We start from the raw sequence: 23,801 nt of genomic DNA, 5'->3' as shown, positions 1-23,801 counted from the left end.
GTCATTCCCGCGCGCGGCCGCGCCGCGCCCGGGACCACCGGTAGAAACCGATCGAAAGGACGCAGAATGCGCGCACCGACACTCGCCCTCCCCTTCACGCGTGCGCACAACGAACGGATCATCTTCCTGCTGCTTGCGCTCGCGATGCTGGGGGCCACGGTCCCCGTCGGCCCCGCAGTACCCGGGGCGAACGCCCGGTACGCCGTGGCACGAACCGATTGCGCCCCGCGGGATATGGGTGGCGCCTGCGCGGCCGTTCAGGCGCCCGCGGCGTTCCGGATGGCGATGATGTTCCGGCCATAGGCCGACGGGTCCGACACGCTCCCGCCCCGGAACACGGCGGACCCCGCGACCAGGACGTCGGCGCCGGCGGACCGGACCATCGGGGCTGTGGTCGAATCCACCCCGCCGTCGACCTCGATATGCACGGGGCGGTCGCCGATCATCTTCCGCAGGGCGCGGATCTTCGTGATCTGGCTCTCGATAAAGGACTGACCGCCGAACCCGGGATTGACGGTCATCACGCAGACCAGGTCGATATCGTCCAGCAACGGGGCGACCGCCTCGACCGGAGTTCCGGGATTCAGGGCGAGGCCGGCCTTGCACCCCGCCGCCCGGATCGCCTGCATCGTGCGATGCACGTGCGGCCCCGCCTCGACATGCGCGGTCAGGATATCCGCACCCGCATCGACAAAGGCGTTGATCATCGGATCGACCGGAGCGATCATCAGATGCACATCCATCACCGTTCGGATATGCGGACGCAGGGCCGCGCACATGGCCGGCCCGAAAGTGATGTTCGGCACGAAATGCCCGTCCATCACGTCGACATGGACCCAATCGGCCCCCTGGCCTTCGACCGCCTCGCATTCCGCGCCGAAGGCGGCAAAATCGGCGGCGAGGATCGAGGGGGCGATCTTGAGGGCGCGATTGAACGTGTGGGTCATCTGGTCTCTCCGATGCTGCCGGACTTATACAACGGCGTCCGCGCCGAAAACCCCTGCCTCGGTGACGATCCAGGGCAGCGGAACGTCCGTCGCCTCCGAAGGCACCGCATCCAACCGCTGCGCTTCGAGCGCGAGCCCCACGACGAGCCCGCCGCCCAGACCCGCCAGCGTACGGTCGTAGAAGCCGCCGCCATAGCCCAAACGCCCACCGCGACCGTCGAAACCGACCAGCGGAACAATCAGCACATCGGGAACGCGCCACCCCCCCTCGGTCGGCACCGAGACGCCGAATGGCCCTGTCTCCAAGGTGCAGCCGGGCCACCACTCACGAAAGCGCAGCGGCGCGCCCTTGCCGGCGACGACCGGAACGCAGATGCGGTTGTCGCGCGACAACACGCGCATGGTTCCGACCGGACTCGCCTCGGATCCGATCGGAAGATAGCCGGCGATCGTTCGCCCGCGCAGCCCCATCAGCCGGGCATAGAGGCGCGCCCCCGCCGCGGCGCGCGCTTCCGCGCCGACGGACGCCCGCCTCGCCAGGCAGGTCCGGCGCAATTGCGCCTTTCGCGCGGCAAGGCTAGCGTCTTCCCCCATGACCGCCTTTGACCATTTCGCCATCTCGGCCGCAACGCTGGAAGAAGGGGTCAATCATGTCCACCGGCATCTTGGCCATGAGATGGGTCCCGGCGGCGAACATGCGCTCATGTCGACGCATAACCGGCTGAGCGGGCTGGGCCCGGGCGAGTATCTCGAGGTGATCGCGATCGACCCCTGCGCGCCCGAGCCCGACCGACCGCGCTGGTTCGACCTCGACCGGCGATCGGGCCCGCCTGGGATCGGCAACTGGATCCTCCGCACCGACGACCTCGATGCTGCCATTGCCCGCCACCCCGAGGCGGGACGCCCCGTGGCATTCACGCGCGGAGCCTATCGCTGGCGGATGGCGGTGCCCGATGACGGGATCCTGCCATTCGACGGCTGCTTCCCCGCCTTGATCCAGTGGCAGTCGGACAGGCCCGCCTTCGCGGATGCCGGCCTGCGTCTGCGGGGCCTCTCGCTACGTCACCCGCGGGCGGACCGATTGGCCACCGTGGTCGCCGCCCTGACCGAAGATCCGCGCATCACGGTCGAAGATGGCCCGCGCCGGATCGCGGCGGCGGTTCAGACGCCATCGGGCCTGCGCCGCATCGCATGATGGACGCGCCGGCACCAGATGCGAAGGCCTTCGAACGGGTCGCGGAGGAGACGCGAGACGCGTTTCCGGCACCCTTCGCGGGCCTTGCCGCCGAGGTTCGCCTGACTGTCGAGGAATGGCCGTCGGAGACCCTCATGTCAGAATTGGAGATCGGTGACGCCAGCGACCTGACCGGCCTCTACGAGGGCGTGCCCCTGACGGAACGCTCCGTCGAATGGCCTGAACCGCCCTCGCAGGTGACGCTGTTCCGCCGCCCCATTCTGGACGAATGGGCAGCGCGGGAGGACGTATCGCTGCGGGCATTGATCGCGCATGTCACGGTGCACGAGTTTGCGCATCATTTCGGCTGGTCGGACGATGATATCGCCCGCATCGACCGCTGGTGGGAATAGAACCGCTTGGCCGAACGCGCACGGGGCGCCCGACCGGACGCCCCGAAACATGGATCGGCGCGGTGCCTGAACTCAGGCGGCAGCAGGCCGGGAGGACAGGATTTCATCGACGGCCTTCAGCGCGCCATCCTCGTCCATGTCGTTAACCGCGGCAAGTTCGCGAGTCAGCCGGTCCAACGCGGCCTCGTAGAGCTGACGCTCGGAATAGGACTGCTCGCGCTGCTCGTCGCTGCGGTGCAGGTCGCGGACCACCTCGGCGATGGCGATCAGATCGCCGGAATTGATCTTCGCCTCGTATTCCTGGGCGCGGCGCGACCACATGGCACGCTTGACGCGGGCCTTGCCCTTCAGCGTCGCCATCGCCTTGGTCACGACCTCGGGCGAGGACAGCGACCGCATGCCGACATCGGTCGCCTTGTTGGTCGGAACCCGCAGCGTCATCTTGTCCTTCACGAACGAAATGACGAACAATTCCAGTTCCAGACCCGCGACCTCCTGCTTCTCGATGGAGACGATCTGACCCACGCCATGGGCGGGATAGACGACGAAGTCATTCGGGCGAAACTCGGGCTTCTTGGGCATTGGCATCCTCTTGATGTCTTGTCGCGCTTCACCGGATCTCCCCCTCCGGCAACAAAGGAAACCGGCCTTCGCACGATGTCCGAAGGTCGATCAACAAGCGCATTTCCGTCAGACTGGTTCCCATCACTCGACGCGAACCACCCGAACGTGGCAGATTTCCGCGGTTTCATGCCGCGAACGAGACTCACAATACCACAAAAACGGCCTTCGCGAAAGCGTCATGCAGACTGACCCAAATTTCCCCTACGTCACCCGCCCTCGCCCGGGGTTTCGGAGAACAGGTCCATCTTGCCCTCCTTGCCTTCCATCTCCTCGGCGTTCGGCAAAGGGTCCTTCTTGGTGATGATAACCGGCCAGAGCTCGGAGTACTTGCGGTTGAATTCAACCCATTTCTCCGCATCGGGCTCGGTATCCGGGCGGATCGCGTCGGCGGGGCATTCGGGTTCGCAGACGCCGCAATCGATGCATTCGTCGGGATGGATCACCAGCATGTTCTCGCCCTCGTAGAAGCAATCCACGGGGCAGACCTCGACGCAATCGGTGTATTTGCAGGCAATGCAGGCGTCGTTGACGATATAGGTCATGGCCGGTGTCCTTTCGGTTCCGCCTGCGATCTAGCCGCCCCGTTCCGGGGGATCAAGCGGGGCCGGGACGCGGGTCACGAACGCGGCATCGGACGCCCGATCCCGGCCGGGGCTAGCCGTGACCCTCGTCGCGGGCGGCATCCATGCGGCGCCGGTCCCGCCCCGTCGGGCGCGGGCCCACCCGAGGTGCGGGCGGCGGCGTGTGATCGACGTAAAGCGCCTGCGCCTCGGCGGCGGGGCCGCGGCGTGTCCCCAGGCCCGCGACCTCGACAACACGGATGCGGTCGCCCTGCGCGAAGGTCAGGCTGTCGGGCGGCGCCACGGTATGCGACGCCTTGGTGACCCGCTCGCCGTTGACGCGGATGCCCGGCCCCGTAACGACCTTGGCGGCCAGGCTGCGCGTCTTGAAGAAACGCGCATGCCAGAGCCACTTGTCCACACGCAGTCGGGCGGCGTCGCTCACTTGTCCTTTAGCGCCGCCAAGGCGGCGAACGGATTGTCGGGGTCGACCGGCTTGTCACGGCGTGGCTTCGATTCGTAGGTCTTCGGGCCGCGATCGGACCCCTTGCCACCCTTGGGGCCGCGTGATTTGCCTTTCGGCTTGCCCTTGCGCGGCGCGCGGTCGGCATCGCCACCTTCGCGGCGGGGCCCGCGCTTCTGGCGCCGCGGTGCCCAGGTGAAGGTGTAGAACACTTCGCTCTCGGCGGGCGCGTCGGCATCGGACGGCTCGGCGGGTTCGGTCGTTTCGCCTTCGGGGGCACCGGATGCCACGACCGCCTCGCCCACGGGTTCGGCGATCGCTGGCGCCACGGCCTCGGGCGCGGCCTCTTCCACCGCGTCGGCTGGCGGGACCGGGGCGTCGGCAGCTTCGGCTGCCGGTTCCGCATCGGGGGCCGTTGCGTCGTCGGATTCCGCCTGCGAAACGGCGGACGGGTCGGGCGTCTCGTTACTTTCGGCGGCGGGATCGGTCGTCGCCGGCGCTTGCGGGGCGGGGCGTGCCTTCGGACGTTCGCCCTTCTCGGCGGCATAGCCCAGCCCGCCCATCAGGTCGGCGAACTGTTCCAGCGTCATGCCCGTGATCGATAGCATGTCGGGCGTGGCCTCGAACCCGCCGCGCGAATCCGCCGGGCGCAGCAGGTCGGCCAGGCGCTCCAGCATGTCGATGCGGATCGCGCGCTGCCCGGCCAGCCGGTACCCGGCCATCGCATAGTAGCCGTCCGGGGCCCCCTCGACCGCCGGAACCGTCACCAAGCCGGGCGGCGGCGCCTCGGGAAACTCTGTCAGGTCCCTGGACAGCGACCACAGCACCAGCCGCAGGCGCGTCGGCGCGGGCTTGAGCAGCAACTGCTGAAAGATCGTGAACTGGCCGAAGCGGACGCCGTGCTTGCGCAACTGTCCGCGCGCGTCCTGATCCAGGTCCTTCACCTCCTGGGCGACCTCGTGGCGCGGCAGGATCCCGAAGGATTCCAGCAGGCGGAACGCGAACCCACGGGCCAGGCCCGTCACCGCCTCGTCGCGCGACATCGCCAGCAGCGGCTCCATCGCGGCGGCGACCTTGCGGTCGATGAAATGCTGCAGGCGGCGCTGGACCTTCTGCATGACCTCGGGGCCCGCCTCGTCATCGACGAATGCCTCCACCCCTGGCCGGAGGGGCTCCGCCCCCGCAACCAGCTTGCCGACGGCCTGGTCGCCCCACATCAGGCCACCCTGTTCGGTGAAGTCCATCTCGGTGTCGGGCGCGTTGTAGAAGCGGTCGGCGCGCAGATGGAACTCGGGGCGCAGCGCCTGCGTCGCGGCCTGGCGCACAGTCTTCGCCTCGTCCGGCGAGGTCGTGCCCGTCTGATGGAAGCGGAACCCTTCGAGACGGCCCAGCGTCTCGCCCTCGACGATGACCTCGCCCTTGTCGTTGATGTCGGCCAACAGGCCCTCCTTCATCTTCAGCCGCCGGAGCAGCACGCTGGTTCGCCTGTCGACGAACCGGTTGGTCAGCGCCCGATGCAGCGCGTCCGACAATCGGTCTTCTACCGCGCGCGTGGCTTCGCGCCAATGGGTCTGATTGTCCACCCATCCCTTGCGCTGCGCGACGTAGGTCCAGGTTCGGATATAGGCCAGACGTTTCGACAATGTGTCGATATCGCCGTCGGTGCGGTCGATGCGCTTGATCTGGCGCGCGAACCAGTCGTCGGGGACCCGCCCGGCCTCGTGCAGGAAACCGAAGATGCGCGCCAGCAGCGTCGTATGCTCGCCGTGGCTGATGCCCTGAAAATCCGGGATGCGGCAAACATCCCAGAGGAGGCGCAAGTCGCGCGCGTCGCGCAGGCGCACGGCCACGTGCTCCAACGCATTCAGCGTCTTGAGCGAGGAGACGTCGTCGGCCTCCCGCCCCCGGGTCAGGATCCGGTCGGTGCTGGGCGCCTCGAGCGAGGCGATCAACGCCTCGGCCGACCCGAAATCCAGCCGGTCGCTGCGCCACATCAGGCGGTCGATGGGTTTGAAGCTGTGATCCTCGATCGCCTCCACCACGCCGTCGTCCAGCGGTCCCGCCTCGCCCGTCACGCCGAAGGTGCCGGGCTGCATGTAGCGCCCGGCCCGGCCGGCGATCTGCGCCAGCTCATGCGGCATGAGCGGGCGGATGCGGTGGCCGTCGAACTTCGAGGTGGCTGAGAATGCGACATGCTTGATGTCGAGGTTCAGGCCCATGCCGATGGCGTCGGTGGCGACCAGGTGATCGACATCGCCGTTCTGGTACATCTCCACCTGCGCGTTCCGCGTCCGGGGACTCAGCGCGCCCATCACGACGGCGGCCCCGCCCTTCTGACGGCGCAGAAGTTCGGCGATGGCATAGACGTTCTCGACGCTGAAACCGACGATGGCGGTGCGGCCGGGCATCCGGCTGATCTTCTTCGATCCGGTATAGGTCAGCTCGCTGAACCGCTCGCGGCGGGCGAATTGCACCTTCGGGATCAGCTGCGCGATCGCGGGACGCATCGTGTCGGAGCCCATGAAAAGCGTCTCGTGCAGGCCGCGCATGTTCAGCAGGCGATCGGTGAAAACGTGGCCGCGCTCCGGGTCGGCGCAGAGCTGGATCTCATCGACGGCCACGAAATCGACGCCGGTTCCCTGCGGCATCGCCTCGACCGTGCAAACCCAATAGGCGGCACGCGGCGGCACGATCCGCTCCTCTCCCGTCACCAGGGCCACGACGGACGGGCCGCGCACGGCGACGATGCGATCATAGACCTCGCGCGCGAGAAGGCGCAGCGGCAGGCCGATGATGCCGGTGCGGTGGCCCAGCATCCGCTCGATCGCGAAATGCGTCTTGCCGGTGTTCGTCGGCCCGAGGACCGCCGTCACCCGCCCCAGGTTCGTGTCCATCAGAGGGTCCGTTCGCCGGTCTGCTGCTGCAGGCGTTCGATTGCGCCCTGCACGTTCGGTTCGGCCGGGTAGACCTGGGCGGCCGCCTCGAAGGCACGCAGCGCGCCCTTCGTGTCACCCAGCCCTTCGAGGATGATGCCGAGCCCGGCCATGGCGCCGAAATGGCGCGGCTCGAGGATGAGGACCTGTTCGATGTCCGACAGCGCCTCGCCATAGCGTTCCTGCAGGAAGAAGGCCGTGGCACGCTGGTTCCAGCCCTCGGCGAAGCGCGGCGCATGATCGGTCAGCGCGGTCAGGTGGGCGATGGCACGCGGATAGTCTCCGGCCGCGATGGCCTCTTGCCCCCGGCGCAGCAGCAGGTCCATCGTCGGGCTGCCGGAATGGGTCCAACGCTCCTGTATTTCGGCGGCAAGGCGGGCGGCCTCGGCCGCGTCGGCCTCCGAAGTCAGGGTGCCCAGCCGATTCAGCAGCGCATCCGCGTCCCCCTCCAGCACTTGCCCGGGAGAGGACGTGGCGTAAATGCACAGGATCGCGACCGAGAGGGCCTTGAGCGTGACGCGAAGGTCAACCATCGTATCCGCGACCCCATCCCGCCATTCCGGCGCATAAACCAAAAGGACCGACATGAGCGACATCATCAACGAGGCCGTCACGCAGCTTTCCTCAAAGATTGGCACCTTCGACGGCAGCGTCAAGTTCGTGATCGAGAACGAAGGCGCGATCATGGTCGACGAGGCCGGCGTGCGCGAAGGCGACGAGGATGCGGAATGCACGATGACCGCCGATGCCGAGACGTTCCGCGGCATCCTGGACGGGGACGTCAACCCGACCTCCGCATTCATGACCGGCAAGCTTTCGGTGGATGGCGACATGGGTCAGGCGATGAAGCTGGGCGCACAGCTGTCCTGACCTCCGACATGGACGCGGCCCCCTATCACGCCGACGTGGCCAATGGCCCGCCGGGCGGTCATGCCTATTGGGCCACGACGCGCGACGGCAAGCGCATCCGTGTCGGCGTCTGGCCCGAGGGGACGCGCGGAACCCTGGTCATGGGACCGGGACGCACGGAATACGTCGAGAAATACTCCGATGCCGCGCGCGAGATGGGCGCGCGCGGCTATGCCAGCGTCGCGGTCGACTGGCGCGGTCAGGGATTGTCGCCGCGACCGTCGCATGACCGTCATGTTGGACATGTGAGCGATTTCAAGGATTTTCAACACGACCTTGATGCCGTTCTGGACGTTTGCCGCAAGGTCGGGCTGCCGCGTCCCTGGCATCTGATGGGGCATTCGATGGGTGGCCTGATCGCACTACGGGCGCTCTACCGCGTCGACCTCTTCCAGCGCGTCGTCTTCAGCGCACCGATGTGGGGCCTGCCGCTCGCGCCCCATCGTCGACTGCTGGGCTGGGGACTGGCCTCGCTGGCCACGGCGGCGGGGTTGGGCGAACGGAGCGCCCCCGGCTCGGGCAAGGTGGCGGACCCGGCCGCCGCCCCGTTCGAGGACAACTTGCTGACGACCGATCCGCAGATGTTCGCCTGGATGAAGCGACAAATCACCGCTCATCCCGACCTGGCCCTGGGCGGCCCCTCGCTCAACTGGGTCTGGGCGGCCCTGCGCGAGATGCACCGCCTGAGCCGCGAACCCGCGCCCGACCTTCCGTGCCTGACATTCCTGGGGAGCGACGAGGATATCGTGTCCCCGGATTCCATTCATGTGCGCCTCGGGTCCTGGCCGGGCGCGCGGCTGGAAATGATCGAGGGCGCGCGCCACGAGGTCCTGATGGAGGGGCCCGCAATCCGCAATCAGGTCTTCGACGCGATCGCGGCGCATCTAGACTAGGCGGCCATCCTCTAGCCGCACGACGCGATCCATGCGCGCGGCGAGGTCGAGGTTGTGGGTCGCGATCAGCGCGGCCATGCCGGTCTGGCGCACCAAGTCCATCAATGCGGCGAATACCGCATCCGAGGTGCCGGGATCGAGGTTGCCCGTCGGCTCGTCCGCCAGCAACAGGCCCGGCCCATTGGCCAGCGCGCGGCAGAAGGCGGTGCGCTGCTGCTCGCCGCCCGACATCTCGGCTGGGCGGTGGTCCATCCGGTGGGCGAGGCCGACACGGGCCAGCAGGTCCTCGGCCCGCCCGCGCGCCTCCTTGGCCGAAACGCCGTTGGCGAGCTGCGGCAGGACGATGTTCTCGGCGGCGGTGAACTCGGGCAGCAAGTGATGGAACTGGTAGATGAAGCCGATGCGCTGGCGGCGCGCGCGGGTGCGGGCGCGGTCGCCCTCGCCGCCCATGTCGCGGCCGTCCATCACCACGCGGCCGGCATCGGGCGTGTCCAGCAGCCCCGCGATATGCAGAAGCGTCGACTTGCCCGCCCCCGAGGGCGCCACCATCGCGCAGACTTCGCCGGGGGCGAGCGTCAGATCGGTGCCGTTCAGGACGCGGATCTCGTTCGGCTGCCCCAGGTGATACCCCTTCTCGACAGCCTCCAGACGCAAGGGATCACTCATAGCGCAGCGCCTCGACCGGGTTCATGCGGGCCGCGCGGCGGGCCGGAAAGATTGTGACGACGAAGCTGAGCGAGAGCGAGAGCGCGACCGCCGATGCGACGTCCGCCAGCTCCAGCCGCGCGGGCAGCTGCGAGATGTAGCGGACCGACGGGTCCCAGACCCCGCCGCCGGCGAGGTAGTTCACGAAGGCGAAGATCGGGTCGATCCAGATCGCGAAGGCGACGCCGGCGATCACGCCCAGGACCGTGCCGACCACCCCGATGGACGCGCCGCAGATGAAGAAGACGCGCAGGATCGTGCCTTCGGTCAGGCCGATCGTGCGCAGGATGCCGATGTCGCGGCCCTTGTTCTTGACCAGCATGACGAGGCCGGACGTGATGTTCAGCGTCGCGATCAGGACGAGGATCGATAGGATGACGAACATGATGTTGTCCTCCATCTGGAGCGCGCGAAGGAAGCCGCCTGCGCTGTCCTTCCAGGTCCAGAGGTAGTGGTTCTCGCCCGCCGCGCCGATTAGCGCGGGGCCGATTTCGTCGACCGCCTCGGGGTCCGTGATCGAGACCTGCACCTCGTCGGCGAGTCCCTCGCGGTTGAAATAGAGCTGCGCCTCCTCGAACGGCATGTAGACCCGCGTCAGGTCGATATCGTACCGCCCCACGCGGAAGACGTAGGCGACTTCATAGGCCTTGACGCGGGGCGAGGTGCCGAAGGGCCCCTTCACCCCGTCGGGCGAAATCAGGCGCAGCGTGTCGCCCGCCCGCACGTTCAGCTTCTCCGCCAGGTGCCATCCGACCGCGACGCCGTCCGCGAAGGCGGCGATGTCGCCCTGAGACCGCTCAGGGTTCGCGACGCGAGGGATCCGCACCAGGTCGTCCGCGCGGATGCCGATCACCTGGGCGCCGGTATTGGCCCCGTTGGCCGAGGCCATCACCTGCCCCGTCACCACCGGCACGGCACGCGTGACACGCGGCGCCGCCGCCAGACGTTCGGCCACCGCGTCGTAATCCGCGATCGTCCGGCTCGACCCGCCATTGGGCATCGTCTCGCCATAGCTCAGCACGCTGACATGCGGGTTGGCGCCGACGATTGTGTCCACGAACTCATGCCGGAACCCCGACCGAACGGCCAGCGTCACGATCAGCGCGAACACGGCCAGCGCGATACCCGCAAGGCTGATCCAGGTCATGACACTGATCCCGCCCTCGGACCGGCGCGCGCGCAGATAGCGCCAGGCGATCATCCATTCGTAGCGGGAGAACATGGGGCGGCGTCCGATCGGTTCTTGCAGGAGGGTCAGGCGTTGCCCGGAGGCATTACAGGTGTCGGGCGTAGATGTCCTTGAGCCGGGCGATGGCCGCTTCGGGGGCCATTTCCTCGCTCTCGCCGGTGCGGCGGGACGTCAGCTCCACCTTTCCGTTGGCCAGGCCGCGCGGACCCACCGTGATCCGCCAGGGCAGCCCGATCAGGTCCATCGTGGCGAACTTGGCACCCGCCCGCTCCTCGCGGTCGTCATAGAGCGCGGTCAGTCCTTCGGCCCCCAGTTGCCGATAGATCCCGTCGCAGGCGCTGTCGGTGCTGCTGTCGCCTTGGCGCAGGTTGACGATCCCGGCGTGATAGGGGGTCACGCCCTCGGGCCAGATGATGCCGCGGTCGTCGTGGCTGGCCTCGATGATCGCGCCCAGCAGGCGACTCACGCCGATGCCATGCGATCCCATATGGACCGGGGCGGGCTTGCCGTCGGGGCCCTGGACGGTGGCGCCCATGGGTTCGGAATACTTGGTGCCGAAATAGAAGATCTGCCCGACCTCGATTCCGCGGGCGCTGCGGCGTCGATCCTCGGGCACCTGGGCGAAGACCGCCTCGTCATGGGTCTCGTCGGTGCGGGCGTAGCGGGTGGTGAATTCCTCCAGGACGGCGGCGCATTGGGCGCGGTCGTCATAGTCGATCTCCCGATCGCCGAAGGTCAGGTCCGTGACCTCGGCGTCATAGAAAACCTCGCTCTCGCCCGTTTCCGCCAGGACGAGGAACTCATGCGTGTAGTCGCCGCCGATCGGTCCCCCATCGGCGCGCATCGGGATCGCCTGCAGACCCATCCGCTCGTAGGTGCGCAGATAGGTGACGAGGTGGCGGTTGTAGGCGTGCAGCGCATCTTCCTTGGTCAGGTCGAAATTGTAGCCGTCCTTCATCAGGAACTCGCGCCCGCGCATGACACCGAAACGGGGACGCATCTCGTCGCGAAACTTCCACTGGATATGATACAGCGTCAGCGGCAAGTCCTTGTAGCTGCTGACGTTGGAGCGGAAGATGTCCGTGATCAGTTCCTCGTTGGTCGGGCCATACAGCATGTCGCGATCCTGCCGGTCGCGAATGCGCAGCATCTCGGGGCCGTAGGCGTCATAGCGCCCGCTTTCCCGCCACAGATCGGCGGATTGCAGGGTCGGCATCAGCATCGGGATGTGGCCGGCGCGCTGCTGTTCCTCGTGGACGATCTGCTCGATCCGGCGCAAGACGCGATAACCCAGCGGCAGCCACGAATAGATGCCGGCACTGGCCTGCTTGATCATGCCGGCCCGCAGCATCAGGCGGTGGCTGACGATCTGCGCCTCGGACGGGGTCTCCTTGAGGACTGGCAGGAAGTAGCGGCTCAGGCGCATGGACGGGGCTCCGGGGATGTCGGCTCCGGCTTGCGATAGCGTTCGCGGCGGGTCGGGGCAAGCGGTGCCGCGATCGCCCGCAGCCAGGCGGATCGGGGCCGTCCACGATGGAAGGCACGCCACCCGTGGTCTTCGCCATCAGACTGGCGCGGCATTGCCCGTCTGGACGATGCGCAGGCCCGACCCGGGCCAATGGGGCGAATGCAGGGCGACCTGCAATCGCTACGCCACCGCCCGAACCTCGCCTGAACATCGTCCGCCGGTCCCGTCAACGCCCCGGACCATCGTTGGCGGCTTGGCACGATATGGATGGCGTCAGCGCCGCTGTCCGAGACGGACCCCGGGTCACGAAACCGTGAACGCGGTGGTCCGGCGCACGGGACCGCTCGTCTAAAGTGCATTCCCGGCACCCGCCGGAGTGGACCACAACGGGAGAAGACCATGAAGATGAAGACCCTGATCGCCGCGGCGGCCATGGCCGCGACAGCCACCGGCGCCTCCGCGGCCTCGATCGCGCAGATCGCCAGCGAGGACGGCCGTTTCGGCACACTGCTCGCCGCCGTCGAGGCCGCGGGCCTGACCGACACCTTGGCCGGGCCGGGCAACTTCACCGTCTTCGCCCCGCTCGACGACGCCTTCGCGGCCCTTCCCGACGGCACGGTCGAAACCCTGCTCCAGCCCGAGAACAAGGGGCAGTTGACGGATGTGCTGCTGTATCACGTGGATGATCGGGTGCTGACCTCGGGGCAGATCCCGGCGGGATCGATCTACGTCAAGCCGATCCTCGAGACCGCCCGCCTGTGCGTGACCAAGGCCGGCGGCGGTGTGACGATCGCGGATTCGACCGACGCCGTAGCCAACGTCGTTGTGGCCGATATCCGCGCCGACAACGGTGTCATCCACGTGGTCGACAAGGTGCTGCTGCCCGGCGCGCGCCCGGCTTGCCACTGACGCATCAAGGGGGCGCCATCCGCGGCGCCCCTAGTTGCGGACGACCCGGACCTTCGGTGTCGCGTCCATCGACCCGGCGAGCGACTTGAAGCGCGCTTCCGCGACCTCGCCGAACAGGGCTTCGCCGTCGCCCTTGGGCAGGGTCAGTTCCAGCTCTTTCTTCTTGGGGTAGAGCTTAAGCTTGCCCATCAACGCCGGATCCTGCGCCGAGAACATCGCCCCGAAACGCATCGCCTTGCCCACCATCTCCGCTTGGCTTGTATCGTCCTCGCCCAGAAGGGGCGCCAGCGCCTCGAACGGCGTGCCCTCGCGCTTGTTGCGGTAGCGATGCAGCAGCGCCAGCCCCAGATAGACCCGCTCCGAATGGGTCAGGCCGCCGAGATTGGCGCGCGTCGCGTTGTCGAAACAGATCTCGGCGCGGTAGTCGGGATGCGCGCGCCAGGACACGTCGTGGAGCAGGCAACATGCCCGGATCAGGCGCTTGCGGCGGTCGTCGGCCCGCGAAAACAGCGGCGTGATGAAATGGTAGAGAACGCGCCCGAAGCCCGGCAGGCGGGCATAGGCGGCCTCGCTCTGCCGGCAGCTTTCGATCAACGGATCGCGCGCGCGCAGCACGTCGGGCATCTGCTCGTAGAGGAGCCCTTCGCGGATCCCGTAGCTGGAGATCGCGATCTCCTTCGGACGGAACGCCTTGGTGACGCGCGACAGGACCTCCGACGCGATGGGCACCAGCGACATGCGCGCCTGGCTGGTGTTGGTCGCGCGACCCAGTTCCGTCATGTCGGCCTGACCGATGTAGTCGATCGTGGCGCGCAGGTCCTTGGGCGTCATCGTGTATTCGTGCAGGACGTGCAGCGGATAGCCGCGCCGTTCCATGTCGACGCGGGCGATGGCGCGCCAGCTTCCGCCGACGAGATAGAGGCGATCGTAGCGGTCCCGGCCCAGCGCCTTTGCCATCTTCGCCACGCCAGCGTCGATCTCGGCCTTGCGGGCGCCCTTGCCTTTCACGCCCTGCAGCTTCAGCGGTCCCAGCTTGCCGGACACCGCGCTCCCCACCCGGCCGCCGGACAGTTCGGCCAATTCCATGCTTGACCCGCCGATGTCGCACATCAGCCCCTCCGCCTCGGGCCAGCCGAGCAGGACGCCCTGGCCCGACAGCCGCGCCTCCTCAGCGCCGTCGATGACCCAAAGGTTCAGGCCCGTGGCCTCCTGGACCTCGGCCTCGAACGCGGATCCATCCTCGGCCTCGCGCACGGCGGCGGTGGCCACGGCCGTCAGCGAGTTGACCTCCATCCCCCGCGCCAGGATCGCGAAACGCCTGAGCGATGCCAGTGCCCGTTCCCGCCCCTCCGGGTTGAGCTTGCCGGTCTCGGCCAGGCCCGCGCCCAGGCCGCAGAGGATCTTCTCGTTATAGAAATAGGCGGGCGACCGCGCCGCACCGTCGAACACCACCAGCCGGACCGAGTTGGAGCCGACGTCGATCACCCCCACCCGCCGCAGCGCGCGTGCCTCGGGACCATCGAACAGCGGCGCGCCGAAGGGGCCGTACCCCTCGGATTCCAGGGTGTCCTCGATCATTGGCTGCGCACCCCCCGGAGACCGATCTCGCGCCCCCCGTCTGGCACGGGCCATCGCGGGCGGTCAATTGCCCAGAACGGTTCGGGCGACGGGCGGACCTTCGCCAGCGCACGCGAAGTTGATCGCGGGCGGACTGGATCGCGACGCGCCTCACCCCAGCTCGAGGGGCGTGGACATGCGAGGAGACCGCCATGCCGATCCGACCGATTGCCATCCTTCTGCTGACGGTGCTTGCTGCGTGCAACGCGACGCCGTCGCCCGGACCGAACGGCGTGACGGGCGCGCCCACATTCTCGGGTGACATGGACAACGGCGACGACGACTGAGCGGGGGCCGATATGCCCGTGGACCTGCTTCAATCGCTCGAATGGGTCAGTTCCGGGACGTCCTTCGCCCCCGCACTCCCACGCCCCGAAAGGGACGGATTCTCCATGAAGAAGCGGTGGCAGCTGAACGGGTTGTCCAGCTTCGACAGATCGGGCCGCATCCAGCTTCCTTCCGGGCCCAGGATCCAGCTCTGCGCGACATCGGCGAGGTTCGCGGCCATGATCTGGCTGACGATCTGCGCCTTGACCGTCGGATTGACGCATTCCACCAGCGTCTCGACCCGCCGGTTCAGGTTGCGGCCCATCCAGTCGGCGGAACTGATGTAGACGCGCGCCTTCCTGGACGGCAGTCCGTGGCCGTTGCCGAAGCAGACGATGCGGCTGTGTTCCAGGAAGCGCCCGACGACGGATTTGACGCGGATCGTCTCGCTCAGGCCCTCGACGCCCGGGCGCAGGCCGCAGATGCCGCGCACGATCAGGTCGATGCGCACGCCCGCCTGGCTGGCCGCATAGAGCGCGTCGATCACGTCGGGCTCGATCAGCGCGTTCATCTTGGCCCAGATCATCGCCGGCCGACCGGCGCGCGCATGTTCGGCCTCGGCCTCGATCGACGCCAGCAGATGCGCCTTGAGCTGAAGCGGCGAAATCGACAGCGACTGTAGCCCGTCCGGCGGTGCATAGCCCGAGATGTAGTTGAAGACCTTGGTCGCGTCCTGGGCGAGCGATGCGTCGCAGGTGAACAGGGACAGGTCCGTATAGATGCGCGCAGTGATCGGGTGATAATTGCCGGTGCCGAAATGCGAATAGGTCACCAGCCGGTCGCCCTCGCGGCGGACGACCGTGCTGATCTTGGCGTGGGTCTTGAGGCGGGTGAAGCCATACACGACATGCGCGCCCGCCCGTTCCAGCCGCCGCGACTGGCGGATGTTGGCGGCCTCGTCGAAGCGGGCCTTCAGCTCGACCAGGGCGGTGACGGTCTTGCCGGCCTCCGCCGCCTCGCACAGGGCGGCGACGATCGGGCTGTTCTCGGACGTGCGGTAGAGCGTCTGCTTGATCGCCAGGACGTTGGGGTCGTTCGCCGCTTGGGTCAGGAAGCGGATGACCATGTCGAACGTCTCGTAGGGGTGGTGCAGCAGCATGTCCTTCTGGCGGATCGCGGCGAACATGTCGCCGTCATGGTCCTGCACGCGCTCGGGGATACGCGGTCGGAAACTGGGCCAGAGCAGGTCCTTGCGGTCGTCCACCACCAGTTGCTTCAACGCGGCCAGCCCGACCAGGCCGTCGACCTCGATCACCTCGCTCTCGTCCACGCCGATCTCGTCGACGATTTCGCGGCGCAGGCCCTGGGGCGCCTCGGACGTGATCTTCATGCGCACGATCTCGCCCCGCCGGCGCCGCTTCAGCGCGGTCTCGAATTCGCGCACCAGGTCCTCGGCCTCCTCCTCGACCTCCAGGTCGCTGTCGCGCAGCACCCGAAATGCGCAGCGCCCCTTCAGGACGTAGCCGGGGAACAACTGCTCGATCTGCATCAGCAGCAACTCTTCCATCGGCAGGAACCGTATGATCGGGGCGTCGTCTTTGCCCGCGCCGTCGGCCAAGCGGATGAAACGGTCGATCTGCGTGGGGATCGGCAGCAAAGCGCGCAAAGTCTTCCGGTCGGCCTTGCGCTCAAGTTCCACAGCCAGCGCGAAGCCTTCGTTGGGCAGGAACGGGAACGGATGCGCGGGGTCGATGGCCAGGGGCGACACGATCGGGAACACGTCGCGCAGGAACAGATCGGCCATCTCGCCGCGCTCCTCCACCGACAGCGCGTCGCCCGATAGCAGGCAGATCCCGGTCTCCTCCATCTCGCGTCGAAGCGCCTTCCAGACGTCCTGTTGCCGCTCCAGAAGCCTGCCGGCATCCTTGTCGATCAGCACCAGCTGCTCGACCGGGGTGCGCCCATCGGCGGCCGGCGTCTGGTTGCCGGCCCGCGCCAGTTCGCGCAGGCCAGCCACGCGGACGGTGTAGAACTCGTCGAGGTTCGCCGCCGAGATCGACAGGAAGCGCAACCGCTCCAGCAACGGCACACGGGGGTTCTCGGCCTCCTCCAGCACGCGCCAGTTGAACGCCAGCCAGCTCCGCTCGCGGTTGAAGAACCGCTTGGGCGACTTCGTCCGCTCCTCGTCCAGCGCCACGGGCGCGGGCAGCGGCGCGTTCAGGAAATCGACGTCGGGAACTTTGGATCCGGGCATGATCTTGGCGGCTAGCGATACGATGTGACGGGGACGTGACAGGCTAGGCGCCGGTGCCGCCGCTGTCCAGCGGGTCGTCCATAACCTCGCGCGCGAGAGCCTGCGTGACACCGACGCCGCGCCGCAAGGATTCCGTGTCCAGGCGGTCGACCATCCGCTGTGCAGCCGCGAAACTCCGCTCCATCCGGCCCAGCAGATAGCCGATCAGCGCCGGCTTCACACGCAACTGCCGGTCTGCGAAGAGTTTTACCAACACGATAGACAGGAGCGCGTCGTCCGGATCCTCGATCACCGCCGGCGTCAGCGAGGCCAGGCGGCTGGCCAGGTCGGGCAGCGCGACGTTCCAATCCGACGGCGGCGTCCGGCCCGTAAGCAGCAGGCCCTGCCCGGTCTCGGCCATGGCGTTCCAGAGGTGGAACAGCGCCTCCTCGGGCACGCCCCTATCCGCGTCCTCGATCACCAGGGGGGTCTTCGACAGATCAGCCGTCGCAGCGGGGCCGAGCGTGGCGGCCGCGACCCGGCGTGCGCCCACTTCGTCCGCCCAGATCGCAGCCAGATGCGACTTCCCCGCGCCGGCCGGCCCGACCAGGGCGAGGCGGCGATGCGGCCAGTCCGGCCAGGACGCGACCAGCGCCATCGCGGTGGCGTTGGAGGACGAGACCATGAAATCGTCGCGCCCCTGCGCGTTCAGCCGGGGCAGGTCGATCGTCAGTTGACGCATCCGTCAGTCCCGCGGGCCGAGCGATGTCAGATCGTCTGTGACCGGCGGGGGCATCGGCATCTCGCCGGTATAGAGCAGGCTTTCCTTGTATTCGGCCACCGCGTGTCGTGCCACCACGCCCAGGGCGGCGGCGACGGGGACCGCGACCAGCATGCCCACGAAGCCGTAGATCGACCCGAAGGCCGACAGCGCGAACAGCAGCCAGACCGGGTGCAGCCCGACCGAAGACCCGACGAGCTTGGGTGTCAGGATGTTCCCCTCCAGGAACTGCCCGGCGGCAAAGATGCCTGCGACCAGCGCGATCGCCCCCCATTCGCCCCAGAACTGGAACAGCGCCAGCCCGATCGCCAGCGCCCCGCCGACCAGGGCGCCGACATAGGGGATGAAGGTGATCAACCCCGCGATCGCCCCAACGACCAGCCCGAACTGCAAGCCGACGAGCATCAGGCCGACCGAATAGAACGTCCCCAGGATCAGGCAGACCGTCAGCTGCCCGCGCACGAAACTCGCCAGCGTGGCGTCGATCTCGCTGGCGATGCGGCGGATGCGACCGACATGTTCACGCGGCAGCAATTCGTCGACCCGCGCCACCAGGTTGTCCCAATCGAGAAGCAGGTAGAAGGCCACGACCGGCACCACCACGACGAAGACCACCGCATTCACGACCCCGAACACATAGGCCAGCACCTGCTGCGCCAGCATACCGCCGCGCGCGCGGATCGCCTCGCCCAGGTCGACCAGCGTGGTCTGCACCAATCCGCCCTCGGCCACGATTTCGGGAAAGCGCAGCGTCAACCAGCCGCGCAGCGCGTTGAAATAGTCCGGCGCCAGGCGGATCAGCGCGTTCGTCTGCTTGACCAGCGTGGGGATCAGGAAGGCGATCGCCAGCACCAGGATCAGGATGCCGATCAGCGTGATCACGGTCGTGGCGAGCGCGCGAGGCAGCCCGATCCCTTCCAGCCGGTCGGCCAGCGGGTCGAGGATGTAGGCGATCGCCCCGCCGACCAGGAACGGTAGCAGAACAGGGCCCAGATACCACAGCAGCACCAGGAAGAACGCCAGCGCGACGCCCCAATAGATCATCTGTTGACGGACCGGCAGCGCCATGCGTCATCCCCCTCATCCTCCGCCCTAGATGCCCGCGCGGGGGGATCGCTTCAACCCGGCACGCGCCCGGGCCGGGTCAGCCCAGCCGCGCCTTGACCTTGGGTCCGACCGCGCCGAAGTCGATCCGGCCGGCATAGCGCCCCTTGAGGACGCCCATGACCTTGCCCATGTCGCTGACCGAGGTGGCGCCTGTCTGCGCGATTGCGTCGGCGACCGCGGCCTCGACCTCGCTGTCGGTCAGCTTGCGGGGCAGGAATTCCTCGATGATGGAAATCTCGTCCAGCTCCTGCTGCGCCAGCTCCAGCCGTCCCGCTTCCTCGTAGGCGCGGGCGCTCTCCCGGCGCTGCTTGACCATCTTGGCCAGGATCGCAAGGGCCTCGGCATCGCCGACGGTCCGGTTCTCGGCGCGCAGGGCGATATCCTGGTCCTTCAGCGCCGCGTTGATCAGGCGCAGTGTCCCCACCCGCCGCGAATCTTTGTCGCGCATGGCCTCCTTCAGCCGCTGCGCCAGCCGGTCCCGCATGTCCATCCCGCCATCCCATGTCGCCATGTTGAGGCGCGAGTGTTAGCGCAGCCGGGGACAGCCGGCAAACCATTCCCGAACGTCAGGCCGCATTGGTTGACGCCCCCGCACGCCGCGCCTAGAACCCGGCGAGTTTGCCCGGCCGGTCCCGCGACACCCCCATACAGCCCGAGGTCACCATGCCCGACACCCCCACCGCCTGCCTTGCCCTCGCCGACGGCACCGTCTTCTACGGCCGCGGCTTCGGCGCCTCCGGCGTGGCCGAGGCGGAGCTGTGCTTCAACACCGCGATGACCGGCTATCAGGAGATCATGACCGATCCCAGCTATGCCGGGCAGGTCGTGACCTTCACCTTTCCCCATATCGGCAACACCGGCACCACGCCCGAGGATGACGAGACCGGAGACCCCGTCGCCGCCGGCATGATCGTGAAATGGGACCCGACCGAGCCGTCGAACTGGCGCGCGACCCGCGACTTGGAAGGCTGGCTCGCATCCGCGGGCCGGATCGGAATGGGCGGCGTCGACACCCGCCGCCTGACCCGCGCCATCCGCCAGCAGGGGGCGCCGCATGTGGCCCTAGCCCACGATCCGGACGGCGATTTCGACATCGAGGCGCTGGTCGCTCGCGCGCGGGCCTTCCGCGGGCTGGAGGGGATGGACCTGGCCGGGCAAGTGACCTGCGCGCAGTCCTATCGTTGGGATCAGACGAAATGGGCCTGGCCCGACGGGTTCGGCACGCAGAATGCGCCGCGTCACAAGGTCGTCGCCATCGACTTCGGCGCCAAGCGCAACATCTTGCGCTCGCTCGCCTCGGTCGGGTGCGACGTGACCGTGCTGCCGGCCACCGCGACGGCCGAGGACGTCAAGGCCCTGTCACCCGACGGCGTCTTCCTGTCCAACGGTCCGGGCGACCCGGCGGCCACGGGCGAATACGCCGTGCCCATGATCCGCGAGATGGTGGATAGCGGCCTGCCGGTGTTCGGCATCTGCCTGGGCCACCAGATGCTGGCCATGGCGATGGGCGCGCGGACGGTCAAGATGAACCACGGCCATCACGGGGCGAACCACCCGGTGCAGCGTCGCGCCGACGGCAAGGTCGAGATCACGTCGATGAACCACGGCTTCACCGTCGATGCGCAAAGCCTGCCTGAGGGCGTGGAGGAGACGCATGTGTCCCTCTTCGACGGCTCGAATTGCGGGATACGGTTGTCCGGCCGTCCCGTTTTCTCGGTCCAGTATCACCCCGAGGCCAGCCCCGGACCACATGACAGCGCCTACCTTTTCGACGATTTCAGCGCGGCGATGACGGCGCGGACGTCCTGAGATCCGCCCGGCATTAAGCTTTTCTTAACGTTCGTTCTCCAGCGGTCGGATTGCCTGCAAAGCGAGACCGGACATGCCGCCTCCCCCCTTGTCGAACGCATTGGCGCGTGATGACGCGCGACCGAAGGATCCCTGTCCGCGGGCGACCGGGCGGATCATTCCCTTTCCTCCGGCGATGCCGCCCTCGGATGAATCAGCGACATGCGGGCCGACGCCGGTCGCACCGGGGATGCGGTTTCTTCGGCGAACCTACGTTCGACGCCCCAAGCTGGGCGAGGTCCTGCTGGAGATGGAGGCGATCGACGCCGCCGACCTTGCGCATGCCCTGATCCTGCAGCGTCGGCTGACGGCGCGGCTTGGCGATGTCCTTCTGCGCCGCGGGCATATCGACGAGGCCGCGCTGGCCAAGGCATTGGGCCGGCAACGCGCGATGGGCCAGGCCGGGCCCGCACCCGCATCGACGCCCCAGAACGATGCCCTGGCACGCCGCCTGCCACTCGAGACCGCACTGGCCTTCCGCGCCCTGCCCTGGCGCCGCATGGGGGGCGTGACCCTGATCGCGACGGCCCGCCCCGAGGCGGTGGACGAGCTTCGGGCCGCACTGCCCGCTGAACTCGGCCCGTGCCTTTTCGCCGTCGCCACCGATTCCGCGATCGAGGCGCGCATGCACGCGGTCCACGGCGCCGCCCTCGCCCGCAGCGCCGAGTGTCGCGTGCCCGAAAACCTGAGCTGTCGCCTCTGGCGCGCACGGCCGGGGGCTTCCGTCCTCGCGTTCTGCCTGTTGGCCCTTCTGCTGGCCGTGGCGATCTGGCCCGCCGGTGCGTTGCGCCTTGCCACCGCGCTGGGTCTCGCCGTGATGGCGGCCAACCTCGGCCTGCGCCTCGCCGCCGCCTGGACGATGAAGCGCGCGGATACCGGCTTCGCCTCGGTCCGTCCGGCCGAGGAATCCGCGCGCAAGCTGCCCTGCGTCACCATCCTCGTGCCGCTGCACCGCGAACCCGACATCGCGGGCCCGCTGACCGAGCGGCTGTCGCGCCTCGACTATCCGCGCGAACTCCTGGACATCTGCCTGGTGGTCGAGGAGGGCGACACGGAGACGCGCGACGCCCTCGCACGGACCACCCTGCCCTGCTGGATGCGCGTGATCCCCGTGCCCGACGGACATCCGCGCACAAAGCCCCGCGCCATGAACTACGCCCTGAACTTCGCGCGCGGCGAAATCGTCGGCATCTACGACGCCGAGGACGCGCCGGCCCCCGATCAGCTGCTGAAGGTGGCGGGCCGGTTCCGCGCCGCACCCGCGCGGGTCGCCTGCCTGCAAGGCGTGCTGGACTACTACAACCCCACGCGGAACTGGATGTCCCGTTGCTTCACCATCGAATACGCCAGCTGGTTCCGGCTCATGCTGCCCGGCATCGCGCGCATGGGCCTCGTCGTGCCGCTGGGCGGAACGACGCTGTTCTTCCAGCGCGAGGCGCTGGAGCAGGTTGGCGGCTGGGACGCCCACAACGTCACCGAGGATGCAGATCTGGGCGTCCGGCTGGCGCGCCGCGGCTATCGCACGGAACTCCTCCCCACCACCACGCTGGAGGAGGCGAACGCCTCACCCCTGGCCTGGATCAAGCAGCGGTCGCGCTGGATGAAGGGCTATATCCTGACTTGGGCCGTCCACACGCGCCACCCGGTCCGGCTCTGGCGCGACCTCGGGGCACGGCGGTTCCTCGGCTTTCAGATGCTTTTCCTGGGCGCGATCCTGAACGCCCTGCTGATGCCCGCGCTATGGTCGACGGTCGTGATCGCCTTCGGTCGGCATCACCCGATCCTGGATTGGCTTCCGGGCCAGGGGATCGTCGCGCTCTCCGTCCTGATGCTGGGCGCGGGGATGTTGTCTATGACCCTGTCCTGGATCGGCTGCGCGGCGCCCCATCACCGGCGGCTGCGCGCCTGGATCCCGACGCTGGAACTCTATTTTCCGCTGGCGACGGTCGCTGTCCTGAAGGCGCTTTGTGAAATCGCGCTGCGGCCGTTTCACTGGGACAAGACGGTGCATGGCACGTTCGGCGGCGCAGGCCAGGCCGACATCTCCGCGCTGGAAGACGCGCTGGCGGCCGATGCGCCGCCACCCCCGCGCCGCGGGCATGGTGGCTAGCCGGTCAAAGCCGCCGCGCCTCCTCGCGCAAGCGAGTCTCGAACGCCCGGCTCAGATGTTCGCGCAAGGCTTGGGCCGCCGCCTCGCCGTCGCGTCGTGCGATCGCCTCGACGATGGCGCGATGTTCGGCCAGCGCCGCATCGCCCCGCCCCTCGGCGGCCAGCGAGGTCGTCGCCATCAGCGCCATCGATCGATGCACCATGCCGAGCTGCTGCACCAGGTACCGGTTGTGCGAGGCCAGGTGAATCTGCCCGTGGAACCGGCGGTTCGCCCGCACCAGCGCCGTCGGGTCGCCCAGCAGCGCCGCATCCTCCTCGGCCATGCGGCGCAGCACGCGGATCTCCTCCTCGGCCGCGTGGCGCGCGGCCAGCCGCGCGGCCAGCGCCTCCAACTCGGTGCGCACGGCGTACAGCTCCGCCATCTGATCGTGGCCCAGCGTCGCCACGATCAGCGACCGGCCGTCACGCACCAGGACCGATTGCGTCTCCAGTCGCTGCAGGGCCTCGCGGACCGGCGTGCGGGACATGCCGAAGCGATCGGCGAGCTCGCTCTCGACCAGGCGGTCGCCCGGGCGGAAATCGCCACGGTCGATCGCGTCGAGGATCAGGGCATGGGCGTCCATCGGGGCGGTCTCTCCGGCAGGGGGCGCGG

General features: G+C 68.2%; 24 protein-coding genes. 8 read left to right on the top strand and 16 right to left on the bottom strand.

Going from position 1 to position 23,801, the window contains the following annotated elements; all coding sequences use genetic code 11:
• Nucleotides 1-257: 257 nt before the first annotated feature.
• Nucleotides 258-947 (bottom strand): ribulose-phosphate 3-epimerase, encoded by a 690-nt coding sequence (gene rpe / locus MWU52_RS00590; RefSeq protein WP_246948215.1) that lies wholly within the window; start codon nt 945-947, stop codon nt 258-260.
• Nucleotides 948-971: 24 nt separating this feature from the next.
• Nucleotides 972-1,541, bottom strand: a complete 570-nt coding sequence (locus MWU52_RS00585) for a 5-formyltetrahydrofolate cyclo-ligase (protein ID WP_246948211.1) — start codon at nt 1,539-1,541, stop codon at nt 972-974.
• On the opposite strand from MWU52_RS00585, the gene MWU52_RS00580 reads away from it, so the two are divergent.
• The gene (locus MWU52_RS00580) at nt 1,540-2,142 is read left to right on the top strand and encodes a VOC family protein (RefSeq protein WP_246948209.1); all 603 of its coding nucleotides are present in this window, start codon (nt 1,540-1,542) and stop codon (nt 2,140-2,142) included. The genes MWU52_RS00585 and MWU52_RS00580 overlap by 2 nt on opposite strands.
• The gene (locus MWU52_RS00575) at nt 2,139-2,534 is read left to right on the top strand and encodes a metallopeptidase family protein (RefSeq protein WP_246948206.1); all 396 of its coding nucleotides are present in this window, start codon (nt 2,139-2,141) and stop codon (nt 2,532-2,534) included. Before MWU52_RS00580 ends, MWU52_RS00575 begins: the two co-directional genes overlap by 4 nt.
• Before the next feature lie 72 nt (nt 2,535-2,606).
• Here the strand turns inward: MWU52_RS00575 and MWU52_RS00570 are convergent, their stop codons facing one another.
• From MWU52_RS00570 to MWU52_RS00550, 5 genes are all read right to left on the bottom strand, one after another.
• On the bottom strand, nt 2,607-3,122 hold the full coding sequence (locus MWU52_RS00570; protein ID WP_246948202.1) for a CarD family transcriptional regulator: 516 nt from the start codon (nt 3,120-3,122) through the stop codon (nt 2,607-2,609).
• A 242-nt stretch (nt 3,123-3,364) separates the two neighbouring features.
• Nucleotides 3,365-3,700 carry a ferredoxin FdxA gene (gene fdxA / locus MWU52_RS00565; RefSeq protein WP_246948199.1) on the bottom strand — a complete coding sequence of 112 codons (336 nt, stop codon included), beginning with the start codon at nt 3,698-3,700 and terminating at the stop codon, nt 3,365-3,367.
• A gap of 112 nt (nt 3,701-3,812) precedes the next feature.
• A complete protein-coding gene (locus MWU52_RS00560) occupies nt 3,813-4,163 on the bottom strand; it encodes an RNA-binding S4 domain-containing protein (RefSeq protein ID WP_246948192.1) in 351 nt (116 codons plus the stop codon).
• On the bottom strand, nt 4,160-7,075 hold the full coding sequence (locus tag MWU52_RS00555) for a helicase-related protein (RefSeq protein WP_246948189.1): 2,916 nt from the start codon (nt 7,073-7,075) through the stop codon (nt 4,160-4,162). The genes MWU52_RS00560 and MWU52_RS00555 overlap by 4 nt, the downstream gene beginning before the upstream one ends.
• Nucleotides 7,075-7,647 (bottom strand): tetratricopeptide repeat protein, encoded by a 573-nt coding sequence (locus MWU52_RS00550; RefSeq protein WP_246948187.1) that lies wholly within the window; start codon nt 7,645-7,647, stop codon nt 7,075-7,077. The genes MWU52_RS00555 and MWU52_RS00550 overlap by 1 nt, the downstream gene beginning before the upstream one ends.
• A gap of 52 nt (nt 7,648-7,699) precedes the next feature.
• Between MWU52_RS00550 and MWU52_RS00545 the strand changes: the two genes are divergently transcribed.
• Together MWU52_RS00545 and MWU52_RS00540 are read left to right on the top strand one after the other, a co-directional pair.
• Nucleotides 7,700-7,984 (top strand): SCP2 sterol-binding domain-containing protein, encoded by a 285-nt coding sequence (locus MWU52_RS00545; RefSeq protein WP_246948177.1) that lies wholly within the window; start codon nt 7,700-7,702, stop codon nt 7,982-7,984.
• Between the two features lie 8 nt (nt 7,985-7,992).
• Entirely contained in the window at nt 7,993-8,916 is a 924-nt protein-coding gene (locus MWU52_RS00540) for an alpha/beta hydrolase (RefSeq protein ID WP_246948175.1), read from the top strand.
• Here MWU52_RS00540 and MWU52_RS00535 read toward each other — a convergent pair.
• From MWU52_RS00535 to proS, 3 genes are read right to left on the bottom strand one after another with little or no spacing between them, the layout of a single operon-like run.
• A complete protein-coding gene (locus MWU52_RS00535) occupies nt 8,908-9,582 on the bottom strand; it encodes an ABC transporter ATP-binding protein (RefSeq protein WP_246948173.1) in 675 nt (224 codons plus the stop codon). The two genes, MWU52_RS00540 and MWU52_RS00535, sit on opposite strands and share 9 nt — an antisense overlap.
• Nucleotides 9,575-10,843, bottom strand: coding sequence for a lipoprotein-releasing ABC transporter permease subunit (locus MWU52_RS00530; RefSeq protein ID WP_246948171.1), 1,269 nt, complete (start codon nt 10,841-10,843; stop codon nt 9,575-9,577). The genes MWU52_RS00535 and MWU52_RS00530 overlap by 8 nt, the downstream gene beginning before the upstream one ends.
• Before the next feature lie 52 nt (nt 10,844-10,895).
• Nucleotides 10,896-12,236 (bottom strand): proline--tRNA ligase, encoded by a 1,341-nt coding sequence (gene proS / locus MWU52_RS00525; RefSeq protein ID WP_246948168.1) that lies wholly within the window; start codon nt 12,234-12,236, stop codon nt 10,896-10,898.
• Between the two features lie 441 nt (nt 12,237-12,677).
• Between proS and MWU52_RS00520 the strand changes: the two genes are divergently transcribed.
• On the top strand, nt 12,678-13,187 hold the full coding sequence (locus MWU52_RS00520; protein WP_246948165.1) for a fasciclin domain-containing protein: 510 nt from the start codon (nt 12,678-12,680) through the stop codon (nt 13,185-13,187).
• A 30-nt stretch (nt 13,188-13,217) separates the two neighbouring features.
• Here the strand turns inward: MWU52_RS00520 and MWU52_RS00515 are convergent, their stop codons facing one another.
• Nucleotides 13,218-14,765: a Ppx/GppA family phosphatase gene (locus MWU52_RS00515; RefSeq protein WP_246948160.1), complete on the bottom strand. Its 1,548-nt coding sequence runs from the start codon at nt 14,763-14,765 to the stop codon at nt 13,218-13,220.
• Nucleotides 14,766-14,956: 191 nt separating this feature from the next.
• Here MWU52_RS00515 and MWU52_RS17915 point away from each other — a divergent pair, with 191 nt between their 5' ends.
• Nucleotides 14,957-15,091, top strand: coding sequence for a hypothetical protein (locus tag MWU52_RS17915; protein ID WP_281493875.1), 135 nt, complete (start codon nt 14,957-14,959; stop codon nt 15,089-15,091).
• Between the two features lie 29 nt (nt 15,092-15,120).
• On the opposite strand, the gene MWU52_RS00510 is transcribed toward MWU52_RS17915, so the two are convergent.
• The 4 genes from MWU52_RS00510 to MWU52_RS00495 all read right to left on the bottom strand — a co-directional run bounded on the left by MWU52_RS00510 (nt 15,121) and on the right by MWU52_RS00495 (nt 19,682).
• Complete coding sequence (locus MWU52_RS00510) at nt 15,121-17,325, bottom strand: RNA degradosome polyphosphate kinase (protein WP_246948157.1); 2,205 nt, start codon at nt 17,323-17,325, stop codon at nt 15,121-15,123.
• A 43-nt stretch (nt 17,326-17,368) separates the two neighbouring features.
• Complete coding sequence (locus tag MWU52_RS00505; RefSeq protein ID WP_246948155.1) at nt 17,369-18,046, bottom strand: chromosomal replication initiator DnaA; 678 nt, start codon at nt 18,044-18,046, stop codon at nt 17,369-17,371.
• A 3-nt stretch (nt 18,047-18,049) separates the two neighbouring features.
• Nucleotides 18,050-19,153, bottom strand: a complete 1,104-nt coding sequence (locus MWU52_RS00500) for an AI-2E family transporter (RefSeq protein WP_246948154.1) — start codon at nt 19,151-19,153, stop codon at nt 18,050-18,052.
• Nucleotides 19,154-19,229: 76 nt separating this feature from the next.
• Nucleotides 19,230-19,682: a GatB/YqeY domain-containing protein gene (locus tag MWU52_RS00495; protein WP_246948152.1), complete on the bottom strand. Its 453-nt coding sequence runs from the start codon at nt 19,680-19,682 to the stop codon at nt 19,230-19,232.
• Nucleotides 19,683-19,855: 173 nt separating this feature from the next.
• On the opposite strand from MWU52_RS00495, the gene carA reads away from it, so the two are divergent.
• Both carA and MWU52_RS00485 read left to right on the top strand, forming a co-directional pair.
• Nucleotides 19,856-21,001, top strand: a complete 1,146-nt coding sequence (gene carA, locus MWU52_RS00490; RefSeq protein ID WP_246948144.1) for a glutamine-hydrolyzing carbamoyl-phosphate synthase small subunit — start codon at nt 19,856-19,858, stop codon at nt 20,999-21,001.
• Nucleotides 21,002-21,230: 229 nt separating this feature from the next.
• Nucleotides 21,231-23,150, top strand: a complete 1,920-nt coding sequence (locus tag MWU52_RS00485) for a glycosyltransferase family 2 protein (protein ID WP_246948143.1) — start codon at nt 21,231-21,233, stop codon at nt 23,148-23,150.
• 4 nt (nt 23,151-23,154) lie between these two features.
• On the opposite strand, the gene MWU52_RS00480 is transcribed toward MWU52_RS00485, so the two are convergent.
• Nucleotides 23,155-23,772 carry a GntR family transcriptional regulator gene (locus MWU52_RS00480; protein WP_246948140.1) on the bottom strand — a complete coding sequence of 206 codons (618 nt, stop codon included), beginning with the start codon at nt 23,770-23,772 and terminating at the stop codon, nt 23,155-23,157.
• Nucleotides 23,773-23,801 lie beyond the last annotated feature (29 nt).

Origin of the sequence: Jannaschia sp. S6380 (assembly GCF_023015695.1) — a bacterium.
Classification (GTDB): domain Bacteria; phylum Pseudomonadota; class Alphaproteobacteria; order Rhodobacterales; family Rhodobacteraceae; genus Jannaschia.
This window is presented reverse-complemented; position numbering and strand designations above follow the sequence as displayed.

Bases quoted from the DNA above. Each gene is read 5' to 3' on its own strand.
- rpe (WP_246948215.1), bottom strand. From the start codon at position 947: ATGACCCACACGTTCAATCGCGCCCTCAAGATCGCCCCCTCGATCCTC.
- MWU52_RS00580 (WP_246948209.1), top strand. From the start codon at position 1,540: ATGACCGCCTTTGACCATTTCGCCATCTCGGCCGCAACGCTGGAAGAA.
- MWU52_RS00585 (WP_246948211.1), bottom strand. From the start codon at position 1,541: ATGGGGGAAGACGCTAGCCTTGCCGCGCGAAAGGCGCAATTGCGCCGG.
- MWU52_RS00575 (WP_246948206.1), top strand. From the start codon at position 2,139: ATGATGGACGCGCCGGCACCAGATGCGAAGGCCTTCGAACGGGTCGCG.
- MWU52_RS00570 (WP_246948202.1), bottom strand. From the start codon at position 3,122: ATGCCAATGCCCAAGAAGCCCGAGTTTCGCCCGAATGACTTCGTCGTC.
- fdxA (WP_246948199.1), bottom strand. From the start codon at position 3,700: ATGACCTATATCGTCAACGACGCCTGCATTGCCTGCAAATACACCGAT.
- MWU52_RS00555 (WP_246948189.1), bottom strand. From the start codon at position 7,075: ATGGACACGAACCTGGGGCGGGTGACGGCGGTCCTCGGGCCGACGAAC.
- MWU52_RS00550 (WP_246948187.1), bottom strand. From the start codon at position 7,647: ATGGTTGACCTTCGCGTCACGCTCAAGGCCCTCTCGGTCGCGATCCTG.
- MWU52_RS00545 (WP_246948177.1), top strand. From the start codon at position 7,700: ATGAGCGACATCATCAACGAGGCCGTCACGCAGCTTTCCTCAAAGATT.
- MWU52_RS00540 (WP_246948175.1), top strand. From the start codon at position 7,993: ATGGACGCGGCCCCCTATCACGCCGACGTGGCCAATGGCCCGCCGGGC.
- MWU52_RS00535 (WP_246948173.1), bottom strand. From the start codon at position 9,582: ATGAGTGATCCCTTGCGTCTGGAGGCTGTCGAGAAGGGGTATCACCTG.
- MWU52_RS00530 (WP_246948171.1), bottom strand. From the start codon at position 10,843: ATGTTCTCCCGCTACGAATGGATGATCGCCTGGCGCTATCTGCGCGCG.
- proS (WP_246948168.1), bottom strand. From the start codon at position 12,236: ATGCGCCTGAGCCGCTACTTCCTGCCAGTCCTCAAGGAGACCCCGTCC.
- MWU52_RS00520 (WP_246948165.1), top strand. From the start codon at position 12,678: ATGAAGATGAAGACCCTGATCGCCGCGGCGGCCATGGCCGCGACAGCC.
- MWU52_RS00515 (WP_246948160.1), bottom strand. From the start codon at position 14,765: ATGATCGAGGACACCCTGGAATCCGAGGGGTACGGCCCCTTCGGCGCG.
- MWU52_RS17915 (WP_281493875.1), top strand. From the start codon at position 14,957: ATGCCGATCCGACCGATTGCCATCCTTCTGCTGACGGTGCTTGCTGCG.
- MWU52_RS00510 (WP_246948157.1), bottom strand. From the start codon at position 17,325: ATGCCCGGATCCAAAGTTCCCGACGTCGATTTCCTGAACGCGCCGCTG.
- MWU52_RS00505 (WP_246948155.1), bottom strand. From the start codon at position 18,046: ATGCGTCAACTGACGATCGACCTGCCCCGGCTGAACGCGCAGGGGCGC.
- MWU52_RS00500 (WP_246948154.1), bottom strand. From the start codon at position 19,153: ATGGCGCTGCCGGTCCGTCAACAGATGATCTATTGGGGCGTCGCGCTG.
- MWU52_RS00495 (WP_246948152.1), bottom strand. From the start codon at position 19,682: ATGGACATGCGGGACCGGCTGGCGCAGCGGCTGAAGGAGGCCATGCGC.
- carA (WP_246948144.1), top strand. From the start codon at position 19,856: ATGCCCGACACCCCCACCGCCTGCCTTGCCCTCGCCGACGGCACCGTC.
- MWU52_RS00485 (WP_246948143.1), top strand. From the start codon at position 21,231: ATGCGGTTTCTTCGGCGAACCTACGTTCGACGCCCCAAGCTGGGCGAG.
- MWU52_RS00480 (WP_246948140.1), bottom strand. From the start codon at position 23,772: ATGGACGCCCATGCCCTGATCCTCGACGCGATCGACCGTGGCGATTTC.